At 71.2% G+C, this 18600-nt stretch carries 13 protein-coding genes and 3 pseudogenes; 4 read left to right on the top strand and 12 right to left on the bottom strand.

Annotation, left to right across the window (positions count from 1 at the left end):
* The 6 genes and pseudogenes from C1I95_RS36930 to eccD all read right to left on the bottom strand — a co-directional run.
* Positions 1-1632: pseudogene (locus C1I95_RS36930) on the bottom strand (hypothetical protein); the annotation flags it as partial.
* A 65-nt stretch (positions 1633-1697) separates the two neighbouring features.
* Positions 1698-2036, bottom strand: coding sequence for a hypothetical protein (locus C1I95_RS20770; RefSeq protein WP_111215642.1), 339 nt, complete (start codon positions 2034-2036; stop codon positions 1698-1700).
* Positions 2037-2054: 18 nt separating this feature from the next.
* A complete protein-coding gene (locus C1I95_RS20775; protein ID WP_111215645.1) occupies positions 2055-2351 on the bottom strand; it encodes a WXG100 family type VII secretion target in 297 nt (98 codons plus the stop codon).
* 36 nt (positions 2352-2387) lie between these two features.
* Positions 2388-2615 carry a hypothetical protein gene (locus C1I95_RS20780; protein ID WP_146605779.1) on the bottom strand — a complete coding sequence of 76 codons (228 nt, stop codon included), beginning with the start codon at positions 2613-2615 and terminating at the stop codon, positions 2388-2390.
* A gap of 132 nt (positions 2616-2747) precedes the next feature.
* Complete coding sequence (gene eccB, locus C1I95_RS20785) at positions 2748-4139, bottom strand: type VII secretion protein EccB (RefSeq protein WP_146605780.1); 1392 nt, start codon at positions 4137-4139, stop codon at positions 2748-2750.
* A gap of 3 nt (positions 4140-4142) precedes the next feature.
* The gene (gene eccD, locus C1I95_RS20790) at positions 4143-5540 is read right to left on the bottom strand and encodes a type VII secretion integral membrane protein EccD (protein ID WP_111215654.1); all 1398 of its coding nucleotides are present in this window, start codon (positions 5538-5540) and stop codon (positions 4143-4145) included.
* 133 nt (positions 5541-5673) lie between these two features.
* On the opposite strand from eccD, the gene eccCa reads away from it, so the two are divergent.
* Entirely contained in the window at positions 5674-9654 is a 3981-nt protein-coding gene (eccCa, locus tag C1I95_RS20795; protein ID WP_111215656.1) for a type VII secretion protein EccCa, read from the top strand.
* Positions 9655-9703: 49 nt separating this feature from the next.
* Here the strand turns inward: eccCa and C1I95_RS20800 are convergent, their stop codons facing one another.
* Together C1I95_RS20800 and C1I95_RS20805 are read right to left on the bottom strand one after the other, a co-directional pair.
* Positions 9704-10897 (bottom strand): S8 family serine peptidase, encoded by a 1194-nt coding sequence (locus C1I95_RS20800; RefSeq protein ID WP_111215658.1) that lies wholly within the window; start codon positions 10895-10897, stop codon positions 9704-9706.
* Positions 10898-10907: 10 nt separating this feature from the next.
* A complete protein-coding gene (locus tag C1I95_RS20805; RefSeq protein ID WP_111215661.1) occupies positions 10908-11435 on the bottom strand; it encodes a sigma-70 family RNA polymerase sigma factor in 528 nt (175 codons plus the stop codon).
* Between the two features lie 155 nt (positions 11436-11590).
* Here C1I95_RS20805 and C1I95_RS20810 point away from each other — a divergent pair, with 155 nt between their 5' ends.
* Positions 11591-12652 carry a hypothetical protein gene (locus C1I95_RS20810; RefSeq protein ID WP_111215664.1) on the top strand — a complete coding sequence of 354 codons (1062 nt, stop codon included), beginning with the start codon at positions 11591-11593 and terminating at the stop codon, positions 12650-12652.
* The gene (locus C1I95_RS20815; protein ID WP_111215667.1) at positions 12646-14994 is read left to right on the top strand and encodes a hypothetical protein; all 2349 of its coding nucleotides are present in this window, start codon (positions 12646-12648) and stop codon (positions 14992-14994) included. Before C1I95_RS20810 ends, C1I95_RS20815 begins: the two co-directional genes overlap by 7 nt.
* On the opposite strand, the gene C1I95_RS20820 is transcribed toward C1I95_RS20815, so the two are convergent.
* Positions 14978-16051 (bottom strand): RICIN domain-containing protein, encoded by a 1074-nt coding sequence (locus tag C1I95_RS20820; RefSeq protein WP_158566433.1) that lies wholly within the window; start codon positions 16049-16051, stop codon positions 14978-14980. The genes C1I95_RS20815 and C1I95_RS20820 overlap by 17 nt on opposite strands.
* A 147-nt stretch (positions 16052-16198) precedes the next feature.
* Positions 16199-16672, bottom strand: a complete 474-nt coding sequence (locus tag C1I95_RS20825) for a hypothetical protein (RefSeq protein ID WP_111215672.1) — start codon at positions 16670-16672, stop codon at positions 16199-16201.
* A gap of 233 nt (positions 16673-16905) precedes the next feature.
* Between C1I95_RS20825 and C1I95_RS37335 the strand changes: the two are divergent.
* Positions 16906-17368 (top strand): annotated as a pseudogene (locus C1I95_RS37335) (IS701 family transposase); the annotation flags it as partial.
* 10 nt (positions 17369-17378) lie between these two features.
* Here C1I95_RS37335 and C1I95_RS20835 read toward each other — a convergent pair.
* On the bottom strand, positions 17379-18452 hold the full coding sequence (locus tag C1I95_RS20835) for a cytochrome P450 family protein (protein WP_146605781.1): 1074 nt from the start codon (positions 18450-18452) through the stop codon (positions 17379-17381).
* A gap of 61 nt (positions 18453-18513) precedes the next feature.
* Positions 18514-18600, bottom strand: a pseudogene (locus tag C1I95_RS20840) (IS5/IS1182 family transposase); the annotation flags it as partial.

Raw genomic sequence — 18600 nt, forward strand, 5'->3', positions numbered from 1 at the left:
CACCACACCCCCGCCTGGACGGTCAGGATCGTCCAGGCCGGGGAACGAGCTGCCAGAGCCCGGTCTGCCATCGGGCCGGCTCGATGTACCTCCACCGCCGGCCGTGCCGCCGCCGACTACCCCGGGCATGAAGCCTTCCGACCCGGCACCACCGGAACCAAAGCCACCGGAGCCGGAGCCAGAGGAGCCAAGGCCACCGGAACCGAGGCCGCCGCCGCTAGATCCGGCGGACGCACCACTACCAGCGCCACCACCACCGAGCTCAAGACCACTGGAACCGCTACCGGCGCCACCGCCGCCCAGATCCAAGCCACCGCCACCGGCACCAGCACCGCCACCGAGGTTCAGATCACTGCCACCACCAGCGCCACCACCACCGGCACCATCACCGAGGTTCAGATCACTGCCGCCACCACCGGCACCGTCGCCGAGGTTCAGATCACTGCCACCACCGCCACCACCACCGGCACCGTCACCGTCACCGTCACCGTCACCGAGGTTCAGATCGCTGCCACCACCGCCACCACCGTCACCGAGGTTCAGATCGCTGCCACCACCGCCACCACCAGCACCGCCGTTGGCTCCGGTGTACGGGATGTGCGGAAGCGCGATGACGCCCCGACTGAACGCGTTCAGAAGGTCGCTGTAGCTGGCCAGGAGCACTCGGGTGGCGGTCTGCGCCGCCTCGTCAAGCTGCCGGTATCCCTCGGCCCACTGGGTCCTCATGTCCGCGTCAAGCCGCTGCCACTCCCCTGGCTGGATCAGGTCGTATGTGGGGTTACCGGTGTTGGTGAGGACTGAGCTGAAGTCGAAAACCCAAGCTTCCTGACGGTTTCCGGTCCGCCCCCGGCTGCCGTCGAAGTACGCATCGTCGACCTGCCGCTCCATCGTCTGAAGGAGATCCTGGACGAGCCGGTTGGGGTCGTGGTTCACCCACGCCAGGTAACCGTTCCAGGCGAACTCCAACTGGCTGCGGAAGTTGTCGATCGCGTCCGCCGTCTCATCGAGCGCGTACGGCCAGCCAGTGTTGAGGTAGTGGTTGTAGTTGATTTCGAGACGTCCGCTGATGTTCTCGGCGAGCTGCTCCATGCCCAACGCCATGTCGCGCATCGCCCACGAGAACGCATCCGCCGCGGATCCGGCGATGACCCCGCCGTTATCGATCTCTTCGTACATGGATCGCAACGGTGTCTGCCCGGTCCCGGTCAGGTAGGTGTGGACATTCCGGAAATAGCCGGCGACGTCGCGGAACATCTGCGGATCGAGATGCTCGTTGTTGCGGATACCGTCGATAAGCGCGCGGCTGGTGTCGATCAGCAGACGCGCGTTCTCCCGGGGGGAGGAACTGCCGCCCTCGTAGAAATTGACGGTAGCCCGGATCAGCTGAAAGTTGATCGTGTCTCGGCTGCCGAGGTTGCGGTAACGGTAGATGGTGATCTGATTCCAGTCGCTGCCGTTGGGCATCCAGTGGTTCCACGGCCGGGCCTGGCGGCCCTCCGTGCTCTGCCGCGACTCCCAGAACGACATGTCCAGGGTCATCCAGGCCGGATCGATGATCCGAGCCGGGTCGATGTCGGCTTGGGTGCCGAGCACGGTCCGCATCGTCGGTGCCCAATCCAGCGGCTGCGTCATCGTCGTTCCTTCGGTCCGAGCGTTGGGCCGGCACGGCCGTTACCATTCCGTGCCGGCCCAGACGGTTAGCTAGCTGTGACGTTCCAAGCCGGCGTGGCGGAGAGGAACGCGCCAGCCGTGACGTTGTTCAGACCCTCGGTCTCGTCCGAGACCGTGATGTACAGATTCAGCTGGGTCGAACGGCGGGTCGCGGTGTCGCGTATCTCGGTCAGTCGCTGGTGGATTGCCGAGCCGGCCGCCGCGACCTCGCTCTGCACCCGAGCACCGGGGGCGAAGCTGGTATGCCCGGGCCGGAGGTTGATGTCCGAGATGTTGCCGCCCGGGGAGGCGGTGACCTCCTCGGCTATCAGACTGTTCAGACTGGAGGCACGGCGCAGGAAGGCGTCGTCGACGTTGATGGGCACGGTGACTCTCCTCGCCGGCTAGACGTTGCCCTGGAAGAGCGCGGCACCCCGGTTGTCGGCGATGCCGTAGTTCTCGCGGATCTGGTCGATCGCGACGGCGCCTCGACCCAACGCCTCGTTCATCCGCTCCAGGCCCTGGTTCCAGTTGTTCTGCGCGGCCTGGTACGAGGAAGCGGCACCACCGGCGTTGTTGGCGATGAACTGGTTCACGTACCCGTTGAGCTCGGCGAGCGAGTTCTGGATCGAGTTCGTCACGCCGCGCAGTTCGGCGCTCGAGTCGAGCAGCCCGTTCGGGTTGAGGGAGTAGGTTGCCACGTCAGTGTCCTTTCTCTGGGTGAGGTACGGCTCGGGTCAGGCGTACCAGCGGGCTTGCTGGGTGGCCTCGGCCTCGGCTGCGGAGGAGATGCTGAGGTGGCTGCTCATCGCCTCTCGCAGCTGCTCGAGGCCGGTCCGGACCTGGGTCACCCCGGCGAGCCAGTCCTGGAGAGCCGTCTTGTAACCGTTGGCTGCCTCACCCCTCCACTGCAACGATGAGCCGACCGCGTCGACCGACTGCATCGCCGCGTTCACGGAGGCCATCGCCGTTTGGAAAGCACTGAGGGTGCTGGCGATCGTGGCCTCGTCTACCTGATTCTGTAATGGCGCAGTCATCTGTTTGCCTTTCGTTTGATCATCGGTGGTGCTTGGACTCCGGCGGATGCGGCTACGGCATCACCTCCTCGCCGCGGCGGGGTCGAGCACCGGGCCGGTGGCCAGCAGGGCCAGCAGCGGAGCCGGCACGTTCTGCGCGGCCTCCAGTGGAAAGCCCAGTGCCTCCGCCGCGTCCGCGCCGGCGATCGGGTACTTCACGCCGGCGTCGGTCACGAGGAAATAGCTGGTGCCTGGGGCCTGGCCCGCACGGCCCTGGCGGACGAGGCCACCCATGCCCGCATCGACCGCGACCGCGACCGCCGTGTGCGCGGCACGCTCGATGCCCGTGGTGTCCCCCGGCACGATGCCGTTCGGCACCGGCCGGGCGGTGATCACGACCGGCCCATCCGGCGTGGGGCGCTCGGCGCACCAGGTCTGCCCGACGAGCAAGGTGACCGGGACCGGAGGTCGCTCGGGCAGCCCGGCGGGCAGCGGTTCCTGGGCTGACACCGCGAGACGGGCCAGCGCACCGGCGGTCAGTTCCCGAGGGCGTACCGGCTCGTCGGGGTAGGCCGCCGCGGTCGCCGGATCACCGAGCAGGAGGGCCACCGCAGTCTCGCCGGCCGCGCTCAGGCCGTCGCGTTGCAGCACGAAGTAGCGGTCCGGGGTGCCCACCACCCGGGCCACGAAGACCTGACCGATCCGGGTTGGCCGGCCGTCCACGACCGGGCCGGCCTCGCCTCTACCGGCGATCACGATCGGCTTGACGTCGGGCCCCGCCGGGAGCTGGTCCAGCCAGCCCGGCGAGACATCCGGAGCGGCTGGATATCCCAGCACCCGGGGTATCCACGCTTCGGTCAGCGCGAGCCGCCGGCCGTCCGCGACGAGATACGTCCGCCCGCCGGGCCCGGCGACGGTGAAACCCCCGTCCGCGGGCACCGGCGTGCCGGCGTCGGCGCGGCTGAGGATCAGCATGGTGCCGGTGCGGCCCGGGCCGCTGCCGTCGGCCGGGCCGAGCGCGCACGCGATCCAGGTGACCCCGGCCAGGCTGCCGGAACCGGGCAGTGAGTCGGGTGCGCCGACGATACCGATTGGCAGTCCTCGTGGCACCGATCCCAGCGACGCCGCCGACGCCCGCACCACCGCCGGCCGCTCGCCGAAGATGAGGGACGCCGAGGCGTAGTTGTGCACCGGACGCAGTTGGCCGTCCACCAGGATGAATCGGGCGCCCGACTCCTTCTCCGCGATCAGCGTGCCCGGCCGCTGCCAGCTCGTCGCGCCACCGGGCCGCAGCAGACCGAAGACGACGAATCCACCGGCCACCAGGCAGCCGATGAGCAGGCCGGCGAGGGCTCCGGTGAGGACTCGGCGGTGCGGGTTCTCCAGGGCCTCCGGCTCACCCATCACCAGCGCGGCGGTGAGTCGACTCACCATGTACGACTGGGCCTGGGCCTGGTCTCTCCTGGATTGCACGGCTCAGCCCCCGATCCCACGGGCGAACGCGTACACGTCGAGGACGGCGAGGTACACCGGCACGATCGCCGTCGCGGCGGCGGTCTGGACGAGGTCGCCGACCCGGCCCCAGTGCGGCGTGAGCCGACGGTCGGGCAGAGTCCGCGCGGCGACGAAGAGCACAGCGGCGCTCACCGGAAGGACGACCGCCGGCACCACCAGCCGGGTGAGCGGGGCGCTGGCGGCCGTCAACGTGACGACGAGGGCCACCGCACCCACGGCGGCCGGCAGTAGTTGCGCTGCCCGGTGCCACGCACTGGTCATCGGCCGGGCCGCCAGGCAACGCACCGCGACCACCAACGCGACGAGCGTCGCCGGCGCCCAGCCCGGCACGGCGGCCACCAGCACCATCGCGACCGCGCTCGGCACCGCGACACCGGCGTACAGGGCGGTCATCAGCCGATCGGCGGCGGCGGCGTCGGGCAGCAGCTCGGTGCTGGGGATCGGGTCGAGGTCCTCCTGGAGGTGCTCGGGCTGGGTGGGCAGCGGCGGTAGCCGTAGACCGGTGAGCCGGAACGCGACGACCGGCACCAGGATTCCGGCCAGCGTCGCGGCCACCAGCAGCCCGCCCGCGGCCTGGACCACGGTCAGACCCGCGTAGGCCGCCAGCGCCGACGCACCCGCGGTAAGGGTGGCGGCCACGCCGACGCTGAGCAGCACCCGCCGCGCGGCGACGAGAACGAGCGCGGCCAGCACCGCGGTGGACACGATCGCCGCTGCGGCGGTGAGCAGGGTCGGCGGATCGACCCGGAGCGGCACCACTCCCACCCGCGGATCGGCCGCGGACAGCCCGGCGAGGCCGGCGTACGCAAGCGCGGCGCCCAGGAACACGACGCTGGCCGCCCGGTCGACCACGGCGGATCCAGCGACCAGTGCACCGACGAGGCCGGCAAGCGCGAGTCCGCCGGCGGCGAGCGCGCGGTGTCCGGCATGTCCGGGCAGGGCGAGGAGAACGATGCCGGTGCCGAGCAGCACGATGAGCCCGGCCAGGGCCGTCCAGCGTGTCATCGCGGGGGTCCACTTGCCCGACCGCTGCTTGACGCCCTGGGCGATTCCGTCGACGAGATCGTCGAAGTCGACCGGCGGGATCTGCTCCGAGCGTGGCCGCAGGTGCACGACGTCGCCGTCACGCAGTCCCACCGCGGCGATCGTCGAGTCCTGCGGAAGGGGAGCCGAGCCGAGCCGCTGCAACACCCAGCCATCGTGTAACAGGCCGGTTTCTACCAGATTGTCGCCGAGGTACTCGAGCAGCACTGGCAGCAGGTCGGAAACCACGACGTGCGCAGGCACGGAAACCTCGGCCTCGCGGGTCGGTCCACAGACGACCAGGCGGCACATCTCACCGGCGGCAGTCACGGTCATGGGTAAGACAACGTCTGCCCGCGCCAACGGTTCATTAACAGAACGGAAATCTGCCAACGGATGATCCTGGGGGTGCCGGACCGCGTAGTAATGCCGGGCCGGCCGACCACGGCGCCGGCCGCGGGAGGGGTCTGTGAGCACCGTCTACTTCAGGCGCCCGGCGCGTCGGTCCGGGCCTGAGCTGCCCAGCGGCGAAATCAGCCTGCAGGAGCCGCCGGTCCTGCCGGAGGCGACTCCCGGCGGCCTGCGCGGCGTGATGACGATCCTGCCGATGATGCTGATGTCCGGTGTGATGGTGATGATGTTCCTCGGCGGTGGCCGAGGTCCCCTGACCTGGGTCATGGCCTCGATGATGGGCGTGGCGATGCTCGGCATGGTGGTCGGTCAACTGGCGATGAGCGCGGGCGAGCGCAAGCGCCGCATGGGCGGCGATCGACGGGACTACCTGCGCTACCTGTCGCAGCAACGCAAGCGCATCCGGCGTTCGATCCAGACGCAGCGTGAGGCGATGGTGTGGCGGCACCCCGATCCGGCCGCACTGTGGTCGGTGGCGATGACCACCCGGCGGTGGGAACGGCGACCCAGCCACCCGGACTTCCTGGAGGTGCGGATCGGCACCGGCCAACAGCGGCTGGCGACCCGGATGGCGCCGTTGCAGACCAAGCCGATCGAGGACCTGGAGCCGGTGTCGGCCAAGTCGCTGCGCCGGTTCATCAACGCCTACAACACCGTGGCCGACCTGCCGGTGGCACTGTTCCTGCCCGCCTTCCAGCAGATCCGGGTCACCGGCGACGCACCGCGACGGCGCGCGTTCGCTCGGGCCGTGATCGCGCAGGTCTCGACCTTCCACGCGCCGGAAGAGGTGCTGGTCGCCGTGTGCGTCAGCGAGGAGACAGCACCGGAGTGGGAGTGGATCAAGTGGCTGCCGCACATGCAGCACCCGACCGAGCAGGACGCCGCCGGCCCGGCCCGGCTCGCGGCGGAAAGCGTGGACGCCATCGAGCGCCTGCTCGGTGAGGAGTTTCTCGACCGCCCCCGGTGGGAGGTGGGCGCGGCGCCGAGCCGCGACGAGCCATACGTCATCGTGGTCTGCGACGGCGGCCGCGTCTTGCCCGGCTCGCGGATGGCCTCCGGCGGGTACCGCAACGCCGTGCTCATCGACCTGGGAAACCCGCCGTCGACCGTGCCGCGCGGGGTGCTCTGGGCCGACCTGACCGACGAGGGGCTGTTCCAGGTCAAGCACGACCAGGTCAGCCGGGAGGTGCGGACGAGGCTGGCCCGGGCGGACGAGCTGACCACGGAGGAGGCCCGTACGGTCGCCCGACTGCTGTCACCGTACCGACTGAGCATCACCACCGAGCCGGCCGCGGAAGCGCTGAGCACCGACTTCGACCTCGGCACCCTGCTCGACGTTTCCGACGTCGGCAACCTCGACCTGAACCGCCAGTGGTCGCAGCGGTCGGTCGCCCAGCGGCTGCGGATCCCGATCGGGGTGGACGCCGACGGCGAGCCGGTCGATCTCGACATCAAGGAGTCGGCGCTGGGTGGGATGGGACCACACGGCATGCTTATCGGGGCCACCGGCTCGGGAAAGAGCGAGCTGCTGCGGACGATCGTGCTGAGCCTGGCGATGACGCACTCCTCGGAGATCCTCAACTTCGTCCTGGTCGATTTCAAGGGCGGCGCCACCTTCCTCGGCCTCGACCAGCTTCCACACACCTCCGCCGTGATCACCAACCTGGCCGACGAGGCCGCCCTCGTCGGCCGGATGCGGGAGGCGCTCAACGGCGAACTGGTCCGACGACAGGAACTGCTGCGGCAGGCCGGTGGGTTCACCTCGGTGCTCGAGTACGAGCGGGCCCGGCTCGGTGGCGAGCCCCTCGACCCGCTCCCAACACTGTTCGTGGTCGTCGACGAGTTCAGCGAGCTGCTCGCCGCGCATCGCGACTTCATCGAGCTGTTCGTGATGATCGGACGGCTCGGCCGCTCCCTCGCCGTCCACCTGTTGCTGGCCAGCCAGCGGCTTGACGACGGTCGGATCAGCGCACTGGAGACGCACCTGTCGTACCGCATCGGGCTGCGGACGTTCTCGGCGGTCGAGTCCCGCGCCGCGATCGGCGTACCCGACGCGCACGAGCTTCCGTCCCAACCGGGCCAGGGCTACCTCCGCGCCGACGTCTCCTCCCTGATCCGGTTCAAGGCCGCGTACGTCTCCGGCCCGTACCGCACCCAGCGACGCCGGCTCGACCTCGACGTGGTGCAGCGGCAGGTGGTGCCGTACCGGCTGCTGTACACGCCCCCGCAGGAGGTGACGCCGGCCGCCGAGCCGGGGCTGGCGGAGAGCACGGAGGGGGCCTCTGCCGACGAGTCGCCGGACGGACGCGGCCCTTCGGTGTTGCAGATCATCACGGCGCAACTGGTCGACCAGGGGCCACCCGCGCACCAGGTCTGGCTACCGCCGCTGCTGCTCCCGCCTACGCTGGACCAGATGCTGCCGGCCCTGGCACCGGACCCGGAGGCCGGGCTGCGCGCGGTGGGCTGGCCTGGCAACGGCGCCCTCGTCGTGCCGGTCGGGTTCGTGGACAAGCCGTTCGAACAGGTCCGTGAGCTGCTCGCCGTCGACCTCTCGGGAATCGGTGGGCACCTCGGCATCGCCGGCGGGCCGCAGAGCGGCAAGTCCACTCTGCTCCGTACGCTGATCTGCGCGCTCGCGCTGACCCACAGCCCGTACGAGGTGCAGTTCTACTGCCTCGACTTCGGTGGCGGCACACTGGCCACGCTCGCCGACCTCCCGCACGTCGGCAGCATCGCGGGGCGGCTCGAACCCGACCGGGTGACCCGTACCGTGGCCGAGGTGACCGCCCTGATCGCGGACCGCGAGCGACGCTTCGCGGCCGACGGGATCGACAGCATGGCCGCCTATCGGCGCCGGCGGGAGGCCGGATCGGTCGACGACCCCTATGGCGACGTGTTCCTCGTCGTGGACGGCTGGTTCACCCTGCGGCAGGAGTTCGAGGTCGTAGATACCGCGATGCGGCAAATCGTGGCGCGCGGCCTCAATTTCGGCGTACACCTGCTGCTGACCACCGCCCGCTGGTCGGAGGTGCACCACGGGCTGCGCGACCAGATCGGTACCCGGTTGGAGCTGCGGCTCGGCGATCCGGTCGACTCGGCAATCGATCTGCGTGCGGCGGCGACGGTTCCGCAGGTGCCGGGGCGCGGCCTCACCGCACAGAAGACCCACTTCCTGGGTGCTCTTCCGCGCATCGACGGGTCCATTGACGAGGCCAGCATGCCCGACAGCACCCGGGCGCTCGCCGCCGCGGCCAAAGAATTCTGGGACGGCGCTCCCGCACCCCGGGTACGGACCCTGCCGGCGGTGCTGTCCGTGGCTGAGCTGCCGCCGGTCGAGGGCGACCTTCGGCTGCCGATCGGGGTCGACGAGGAACGTCTTGCGCCCGTCTGGCACGACTTCGGGGAGCTTGCGCACCTCACCGTGCTCGGTGACGCGCAGTCCGGGAAGACCAGCCTGCTGCGGTACGTGTCCGCTGCGCTGGCCCAGCGGTTCACGCCGAAGGAAGTCCGGATCATGGCGGTGGACTTCCGGCGGGCGCTGTTCGACGGAATCCCGGAGGAGTATCGGCTCGGCTACTCCGTCTCGGTCGAGTCGACCAGGGCGACCGTGGCGTCGGCGATCGAGGGGCTGAAGCTACGGATGCCGGGCACCGACATCACCCCGGAACGGCTGCGGGCCCGCGACTGGTGGACCGGGCCACGGCTGTACCTCCTGGTCGACGACTACGACATGCTCGGCGGGCACGAGAGCCCGTTGCTGCCGCTGATCCCGTACCTTGCGCAGGGCGCCGACATCGGCTTCCACGTGGTGCTGACCCGTGCCGCGGCAGGAGCGATGCGGATGCAGATGGACCCCCTCCTGCGGCGGCTCCAGGAGACCAACAGCCCGGACGTGGTGCTGTCCTGTCCGCCGAACGAGGGCCCGCTGATCGGCAACACCAAGCCGCGGATCCTGCCGCCCGGACGGGCGCTGCTCTGCACTCGGCGCGGCAGCCGGATGATCCAGACGCCGTACGCCGAGCCGGCCCTCCCCCGGTAGCGGTTCGTGGGCCGGCTCGGCCTGGCGCTGGACCATGGCGTGCGTCGCGTCAGTGCCCCGACGGCCCGGGTCGCTGCCGGCGACGACCGTGCCGGACGGCGAAGAGCGCCGCCACCAGCAACGTCAGCGTGACGATCGCGGCCGTGACGAGTCGGGCGCGGGCAAGCGCATCGTCCGGCGGCACGGCGACCGGAACGACGACCGGCGCGACACCATGCCGGACGATCCGGGCGGCGCCCTCGGGATCGATCGCCGCCACCGCGCTATAGGGGTCGACGGTGCCGACCGCCGCGCCCGGCGGGCGTTCGGCCGTAGCGAGCAGCCGGTCCCGAACCTGTTCCGCAGTGAGGTCGGGGTGGTAGGCGCGGACCAGCGCGGCGGTGCCGGCCGCGTAGGCGGCGGCGACCGCCGGGCCGCCCACCGCGTAGACACCGGGCCCTTCCGGACCCGGCACGACCGCGCCGACCCCGGGGGCCAGCACGTCCGGGCCGCCGTCCTTCGCCGGCCGTTCGGTGGCCCGGCCGTCGAGGTCGACCCCGCCGATGGCGAGAACCTCAGGGTAGGCGGCGGGGAACCAGGCCGGCGGCGGCTGCCCGGCCACCGCCGGCGCCCGGTCGTTGACCGGCGCGACGACCAGCACGTCCATGTTGGTCGCCCGGGTGACGGCGGCCCGCAGGTGTCGGCTGTCGGCGAGGTCACCGGTGCCCAGGACGACGATGTCGGCACCCCCGGTGAGCGCGGCGTCGATGCCGTCGGCGAGGGCTCTGCCGGTGATCCTGCGCTGATCGTTGATCACTCGAATCGGCAGGATGGTGGCCTCGGGCGCCATGCCGAAGACCGTTCCGCCGGGCCGGTCACGACCCGCGACGATGCCGGCCATGGCGGTGCCGCGCCCCAGGCAGTCGGCCCGCGCACCGCCACCGGAGACGACGTCGCGGCCGGGAAGCACCGCGCCGGTCAACCCGGTGGCGGTCGCGCTGACCCCGGAGTCGAGGACCGCCACCACCACGCCGGCACCGCGACTGAGCTGCCACGCCTGGTAGGGGGACAGCCGGGCCAGCGGCCACGACATGCGTTCGCTGGCGGTGACCGGCGACGGGCCGACACAGCCGTCGGACACCACCGGAAGCGCGGGCGGGTCGGACTGGGCGGCGGCTGGCGGCGCACCCGCCGCGACCAGACCGAGTGCCACGCAGGCCGTCGCCACGGAGCCCGCCGCGGTACGGCCGGTCGTGCGTCGCATTCGCTGTTTCCTACTGGTCGAGGTAGGCACGCAGGGCCTGCTTGGCGTAGAACGCGCGGGACTTCACCGTGCCCAACGGAACCCCGAGTTGCGCCGCCACCTCGGCCGGCAACCGGCCGCGGAAGTACAGCTCGAGCAGTACGACCCGATGCTCGGCGCTCAGCCGGCCCAGCGCGTCCCGGACGACATGGGCGCCGACCAGCTGATCGATCCGGTCGTCGGCGGCGTGGATCCGGGTCAGATCCTCGGCCATCACCTCGACCGGCCGCACCCGACGCGCCCGGAGCATGTCCACTACCAGGCGTCGAGCCACCGTGAACAACCACGGCCGGAAGATCTCGATGTCCGTGTCGTCATCGCGCAGCAGCTGACGCCAGGCCCGCAGGAAGGTCTCCTGCAGAAGGTCCTCGGCCAGCTGGCGGTCGCCCAGGGTGAGCTTGACCAGGTAGTTGAAAAGTGCAGCGCGGTGGAGCTGGTGCAGCGTGTCGAGCTTCACCTCGGCGGATCCCGAGGCGACGCAACCGGCCGTCGCGGTCATGTGTCCTCCGTCTCAGTCACTGACCCGACGGTCCCGTGAACCGGGCGACGAAACATCGCAGAGGGCAGTGATTCTTTGCCGCGCGATGAACCTTCTTTGCACGCGGAACGAAGTAGAGGTCACGAAATTCACCAACGTCCTGTGGGGAGGCAGGTGTGTCGGTCGCCGCGTTCCATCACGTGCTGTTGCGGATCGCCGGATGGGTACCGGACGACCTCGTCGCGACCGCCCGCGACCTGCTTGCCAGGGGCGCCGTGGAGGAGGTCGCGGCGATCGTCGGCTATGCGCGGGCGACCACCCGGGCCCCGCTGTCGGAGTTCGATCTGGCGCTGCTGCCGGCGAGCGGCGGTCCCCCGACCGATACCGGCACGGCGCACCACCCGCTTCCGCCGGTCTCGTTCAGCGCCACCGAACCGACGCTTCGAGACGGTCCCGGCTCCACCGTCGACCCGAGCGGGGCAGCGCCGACCGGCCCGGAGGCGAACCCGCCGGTCGATCTCGGACCGCTGGCCGCGGCCTGCGCCTCGGCGATCGAACTGGAGTCGGAGGGCACGGCGCGAGGCTTGTGGCAGGTGTGGCGTACGCCGGACCGGGCGACCGGTTATCCACCGCCGAAGCAGATGTTCCTCGTCCTGGCCGTGGCGAAGGGTGAACTCCTCGCGCTGACCGCGGCCCGGTTGCAGGAGGTGCTGTCCCACGCCGGTGAGCCGGCCCCCCAGGTGGAGGTGTTCGCCGCCCCACTGCTCCTGCCCCCGTATCAACGCGCCGCGCTGGCGAGTTCGACGCTGATCTGGGCCGACGACCCGACCGGCGTGCTTGCCCGGACGCAGCCGGCGGCACTGACCCGGCCTCGGGTGGCCCGGCTGCTCGACCCCGACGGGCCACCGGGCAAAGCCGGGCAGGTACTCGCCGAAAGGGAACGCGAACGGGTGCTGTCGTTCCTCACCGGCGGCTCCCCGATCGTCAGCACCACCGCCACGATGGACGACGTCCTGGACGGCACGCCGGCGGTCGTCCCGATGGGCTACCGCTCCGACGGGGTCTGGGTCTGGCCGGACGGGCTGGCCCACTACCTCCGCAGCCACTCCATGGCACCGGAGGCCGACCTCCTCGCCCACATCAGGGCCAGCGGCTACCGGGCCGACCCGGTGGCCCCGGTCGTCACCCACCAGGCGATGGACGCCCTCGCCACGGCCAGCCCGGACGCGGCGTGGTGACGCTCGCCACCGAGCACAAGGTCCGCAACGACACCACACTGGTACGGCTCGAGGAGGTCCACGGCGCACTGCTGCTGCACGGCGGTATCGGCCAGGCGACGGCGCTGCGCGCCGTGACGGGCGCACTCGCCGACGCCCACCCGGAGACAATCGTGGTGACCTCGCCCGCAGTCAGCGGCCGAGCCGATGTGTTCGACCTCGCCGCCGAAGCGCTCGACCGCACCCCGCCGGCCCGGCCCGCCGTGCGGCTGGTACTGCTCGGTGACGGCCCGGACCGGGCGGCACGGATCGCCGGGGTCGGGCAGCTCGCCGAACGCCTCGGCCGCCGGGTCACCGGGTCGCTCGGCCGCGTCACCGTCGCCTCCGACGGGACCTGCGTCAGCGTGGCCGAACCCGACGACCTCGCCGACGGGCCGATCGGCTGGCACAGCCGGACCGGGACCGGCGACGGCCGCGACGAGGCACCCTGGTCACCCGTACCGGCCTGGCCGGGGCACCCGGCACCGCGGCCCCGGCTCGGGCCGGGTGTGGTCGCCCGGGCCGTACCGGCCGGCTGGTGGCTGCTGCCGGCCGGAGTCGACGCCGGGCAGACCGGGGTGGCCGCGAGCCTTCCCCGCGAGCCCGACGCCCCGACCCTGTTCGTCGGTGGTTGCGGTCGACCCGTCGAGGCCGACGACCTGATGGCCGCGGTGATCGCGCTGCACCCTGACCCAGCGACCCGGTTGGTGCTGCTACCCGGGGCGCTCCCGGTCGGCACCGGGCTCGCCCGCCTCGCCGACCTGCCGGTACGGCTCCGGTGCGCCGTACCGGCGAGGACCAGAGCCGGCCGACGGCTCGCACCGGTCACACCCGAGGGTGTCGTGCTGCCGATCGGCGTGATCACCCCACCACCGGAACCGGTCACCGCCCGCCCAGAGGAACCGGACGACGCACCGCCGGTCCCCGGACCGCGTACCGCAGCCCGAGGCCCCCAGACGGCGCCGGCCGTCGCCGGGCGGCCAACCCCGGCGGGCTGGTCGTTCCTTCCGGGCGGATCGCCGCCGTTCGGTTTCGTCGCAGCAATCGACGCCACCGTCATCGAGGTGGCCTGCGGCCGACGCGGGTTCATCGTCGACGGCGCGCCGGTCCGTGCCGGGAAACTGGCGGACCTGCTGCTGGCGGCGGGCATAACCGCACGGGCGCCGCTCGTGGTCGTCGATCCATCCACGTCGGTCAGCTCCTCGCTGGTCGCTGACCTCGCCACCGCCTGGGGCGCCACCGTGTACGCGCCATCCGGCCCCGCCGGGCTGACCGTGACCGGCGCGTTGCTCGCCTCCGGCGGCTTCACCGCCTACCTCCCCGGGGCAGCCGCCCACCCGGCGGGTCCGGTGCTGCCGGCGGCCTGTGCCGGCGCGCTGGCGTCCCTGGCGACCCGGATGATGCCGCCCACGACCGGTGAGCAACGGGCGCCTCGGCGGCGTGCCGGGCAGCGGATCAACGGCCACCAGCCTGGCGGGGTCGTGGTTCCCGCGCCGGAGGACCCGGTCACCAAACGTGTCCGGCCCCGGATCGGCGAAGCGCTACCGGCCTGGGACCTGGCCGGGACGCGCGGTCCGGACCATGCGCGGATCGCCGAGGATCTGGCCATCGGACAACCGGATACCGGGGAGGGCGGGGAGTCAGCCGATGCGGATCGGTCGCTGATCGCACTGCGCGCGTGGGTCGCCGACCCGACCGCTGTCAACGTCCACCTGCGTAGCGTGTACGGCGACCAGAACGCCCGGGACGGACAGCGAGGGGCCGCCCCCGCGGCGCTCGCCGCGGCGGCAACCCTGGCCCTTCGCCGGATGCCGCTGGTGTTCGGGCCGGTCTACGCAACCAGCGACGGACCCGACGGAGGCTACGCGCCCGGGATGGAACTCGTGGAGCCCGGGTTCGTCACCGCACGGCTGTCCCTCGCCCCAGCCGCCGCCGGCCGGCTCACGTACGTCATCTGGTCGACCTCCGGCCGCCACCTGACCGCCGACCTGCACGGCGACGGCGCCGTCTGCGTCTTCGTCCCAAACAGCCGGTTCCGGGTGCTCGGGGAGGACAGCGGCACCGGACGGTCCACTGTGGTCTACCTGGCCGACCAGGCTGCCGACAGGCCGTTCGACGTCGAGAACCTGCTCGCCCGATTGCGGGCCATCGGGTCGGACGGGGCCGGAGCATCCGGTCGCTCGACCGATCCACGACCGGCGAGTGCACGGGACGCCGAAGCACCGGCCGGCACGGTCGAGGACAGACCGCCGCCCCGCCCGGCCGGTCCTCTGATCGGCCTGGCCGACGGCGGCCGACCCTACCCGCTCACGACACCTGTATGAGCCGCCACGTCTGGTTGACGTTCGGGTTGGCGGGATCGGCGTTCCACTGCTGCACCGCGACGCCATCAGCGGTTCTGCCGTCCCGGATGTCGAGCAGGAACCCGCTGGTCATGTTCTTGATCGAGTATCGGTTGCCGCCCAGACCGGTGAAGCACCAGATTTGGTTCGGGGCACCGTCGTGATAGGTCCACTGCTGCATCTGCATCCCGTTGACCGAGGTGCCGTCGGTGTTGTCGAGGGCCTTGCCGGTGCGGACGTTGATCAGGTGGTAGCAGCCCGACCGGCCGGTGACGACCCGCCAGTGCTGGGCCGAGTTGTCGGCGTTCCCGCTCTGCACCACACGCGCGCCGTCCGTACCGGAACCGCCACTCACTCCCGCCGACTTGCCGGTAGCGTCGCTCACCAGCCGGACGGTAACGCCGGGCAGCGGCGCGGTGTACGCGGGAGCCGGGGCGGCTGTCGGCTCGACCACTCGCGACGCGACCGGTGTCGGGCGCGCAGACTCCGTGGCGCCGCTCGGCTGGCGGTCCTCCCGCGGCTCGGCAGTGCGACTCCCGCCGCCCCCGGGACGGGCGCTCCCTCTGGGAGCGACGGCTCCGTTCCGACCGGGCGCATCCGCCTCCCCGCCGTCGGACTCGATGCCGTCGCCCTCTGTCGGCGCGACCCGGACGGTCGACGGCTCCGGCTGGGGGTCGACCCCCGCCGTCGTTCCGGTGGCCTGTGGCAGGTCGTCCTGCAGCGCGCCCTCGACCGGCGGCGTCGCAGCGGGTCGGTCGGAGGATCCACTCGCCACGCTCAGGCCGACTGCCGCCGTGACCACGACGAGTGTCCCGGCGGCGACGACGAGCTTCGTAGGCACCGCGCGAAGCAGACGGCGTGGCGCGGTGTCCGGACCGGGCCCGGCCGGCTCGGCCGGCGTGGCGTCCGGGCTCGTCCCGCCCGGATCGGGCCGGCCGAGAATCCAGTCACCGCGTGCCGGCTCCTCCTGGTTCTCGTGGGCCACGCGTTCCCACTCGGCGGCCTGCTCCCAGTTGTCCTCGCCGGACTTTCCACCCACGCCACGTCCTCCGCGTCCTGTCGCTGTCCTGACGGCATGCTCCGCACTCGCCACAGCCCGTCGACTGAGCCACAGCGACTACGTACCGGGGCCTTCACGGGTTCACGGCAGGGAACCACTCGTCACCGTTCACCCGGACGGTCACCGTCACCGCGAGGCGCACGTCGGGCACCTCGGAGGGTCGGCTGTCCGGGGACGTCGGAGCGGCCGGTCGCCGCGGGCCAGCGCAATCCCGCTGGCGCCCAGGGCCGCCCCGGCGAGCAACACCACGGTGTACCGCAACGCCCGGCGAAGCCGGTCGCGGCGCCAGGCCTGCACACCCGCGCCGGCCGATGCCGCCAGCCCGCGGCCAGCGGGCGGCGTCTGCCGCGGGTCGGTGCCGGTCACCGCCACGTCCGTCTCCGGCCCGCCCGATTCGAGTCCAGCCGATCCACTCTCCGTCAGGGCAGCGAGAGTGACCGCCGCCTCGCTCAACGCCTCCACGCTGGCACGGCACGCGGCGCAGCGCAGCATATGCGCCTCGGCCTCGCATTCCTTGTCCGCGGGCAGGGATCCCAGCAGGTAAAGGGCCAGCAGTTCCCGCCCGCCGTCGCCGCCGGCGATACATCGCAGCGCGCTCATCCGTGCCCGTCTCCCGTTCGATCGGCCGAATTTGGCTGTCGGCCCATACTCCGGTTGAGAACCCCGGACGGTTCGATCTCTCGGCGAAACTTCCCAACCGGCCGCCCTTCCCCGGCCTGGCCGCCACTCGCGGCACCGGGACATGTGCCGCGGCTCACCCCACGTCGGACTGCCCGCACCGTCGGCGGCCGGCGGCCGGACGCGGTACGGTCCTGGCCGTCGGCTGCGACCGGATCACCACCGCCACCCGGCCCGACGAGCAGCGATGGCTGCTCATCCGCCGCGACCCGCACCACCGGCGAGCTGGCTTTCTACCTGGGCTGGTCACCCCGCCGGGTCCCGCTGCACACCCTCGTGCGAGTGGCCGCCTCCCGCTGGAGCATCGAGGAGTTGTTCCAGACCGGCAAAGGCCAGGTCGGCCTGGACCACTACCAGGTCCGCGGCTGGACCGGATGGCACCGCCACGTCACCCTGGCCATGCTCGCCCTGGCCGTCCTGGCCATCCTCGCCGCGCAGCAACCCGACGCCGAGCCGGAGACCATCGCGTTGACCGTCGGCGGGACCCGCCGACTCCTCAATGCATTCGTCTTCACCGTGGCGCTACCGCCAGAGCACATCCTGCACTGGTCCATCTGGCGGCGAACATCCCAAGCCCGAGCCCGACGGTCCCACTACCAGCGCAGGCAAGCGAAGTGACGTTGGAGTATTAGGACAGCAGGAGCGGCAACCTGTCCAGCCGGTGGATGAACGGTGCCTGGCTCCAGGACAGCTCGTCGGCGGGAACGGCCAGCCTCAGATTCGGGAAGCGCTTCAGCAGGGCGCCGATTGCCACCTCGCCTTCCAGCCGACCCAGCGGCGCTCCGAGGCAGTAGTGAATTCCGTGGCCGAAGGCGATATGCCGGCCATTCGGCCGGGCCGGGTCGAATCGCGACGGCTCCGCGAACTGGGAGTCGTCCCGGTTGGCCGCCTGCAGACTTATGGCGAGGAGGTCGCCTGCCGAGATTCGCGTCCCACCAATGTCGAACGGGCTGGTTGCGGCCCGGAAGCTGGCCACCGGGACCGGACTCTCCAGACGCAAGAACTCCTCGACCGCTGCCGGGAGCAGGCTGGGTTCCTTGCGCAGCCGCGCGGCCCGATCTGGCTCCTTCATGAGCAGATACACGCCGTTACCGATCAAGCTCAGCGTGGTGTCATGGCCGGCGACGATCATCAAGAAGATCGTCGAGGTCAGTTCATCCATGCTGAGGGCGTCGTTCTCATCCCGCGTCCGGATCAGGGCGGAGATCAGGGCTTCGTCGGGATCGCTGCGCTTCTGCACGACCAGGCCCCGCAGGTACTCCACAAAATCCGTGGCGTCCTGCACAGGGAAGTCGGGCGACCCGAAGCCGGATATGATCTTCCTGGACCAGGTCCGGACCTGGGACCGGTCGGCTTCGGGGACACCCAACAGTTCACTCATCACCAGGATCGGCAACGGCGCGGCGAACTCGGCCATCAGGTCGACCTGGGACTGCTGCGCAAAACCGTCGATCAACTCATCGCTCAGTCGGCTGACCCACGGTCGCATAGCGTCGACTTGACGGGCGGTGAAGGCACGGGACACCAGGCGACGAAGGCGGGTGTGGTCCGGCGGATCGGAATTGGTCAGGCTCTTCAGCAAAGCATCTCTCATATCGAGGCTGAGCCGCCCGCCGTCGAGCCCGCCGGCCTCCAGGGTGGCAGCCGCCGAAAGCCTGCTGTCACCCAGTGCCGCGACGGCCTCGTCGTAGCCGACCACCACCCAGACCGGCACTCCGTTGGGCAGTGAGCCTTTCCGAGTAACGGTTGGTGGCGTTGGGTGATCATGTCGTGCGGCAATGGTCGATGTGGAGCAGGACCAGGGCGGCGGCGGTGATCCGGCCGATGCTCCAGGGACACAGGCTGACGTT

The sequence above is a fragment of the Micromonospora craterilacus genome, assembly GCF_003236315.1.
GTDB classification, from domain to species: domain Bacteria; phylum Actinomycetota; class Actinomycetes; order Mycobacteriales; family Micromonosporaceae; genus Micromonospora; species Micromonospora craterilacus.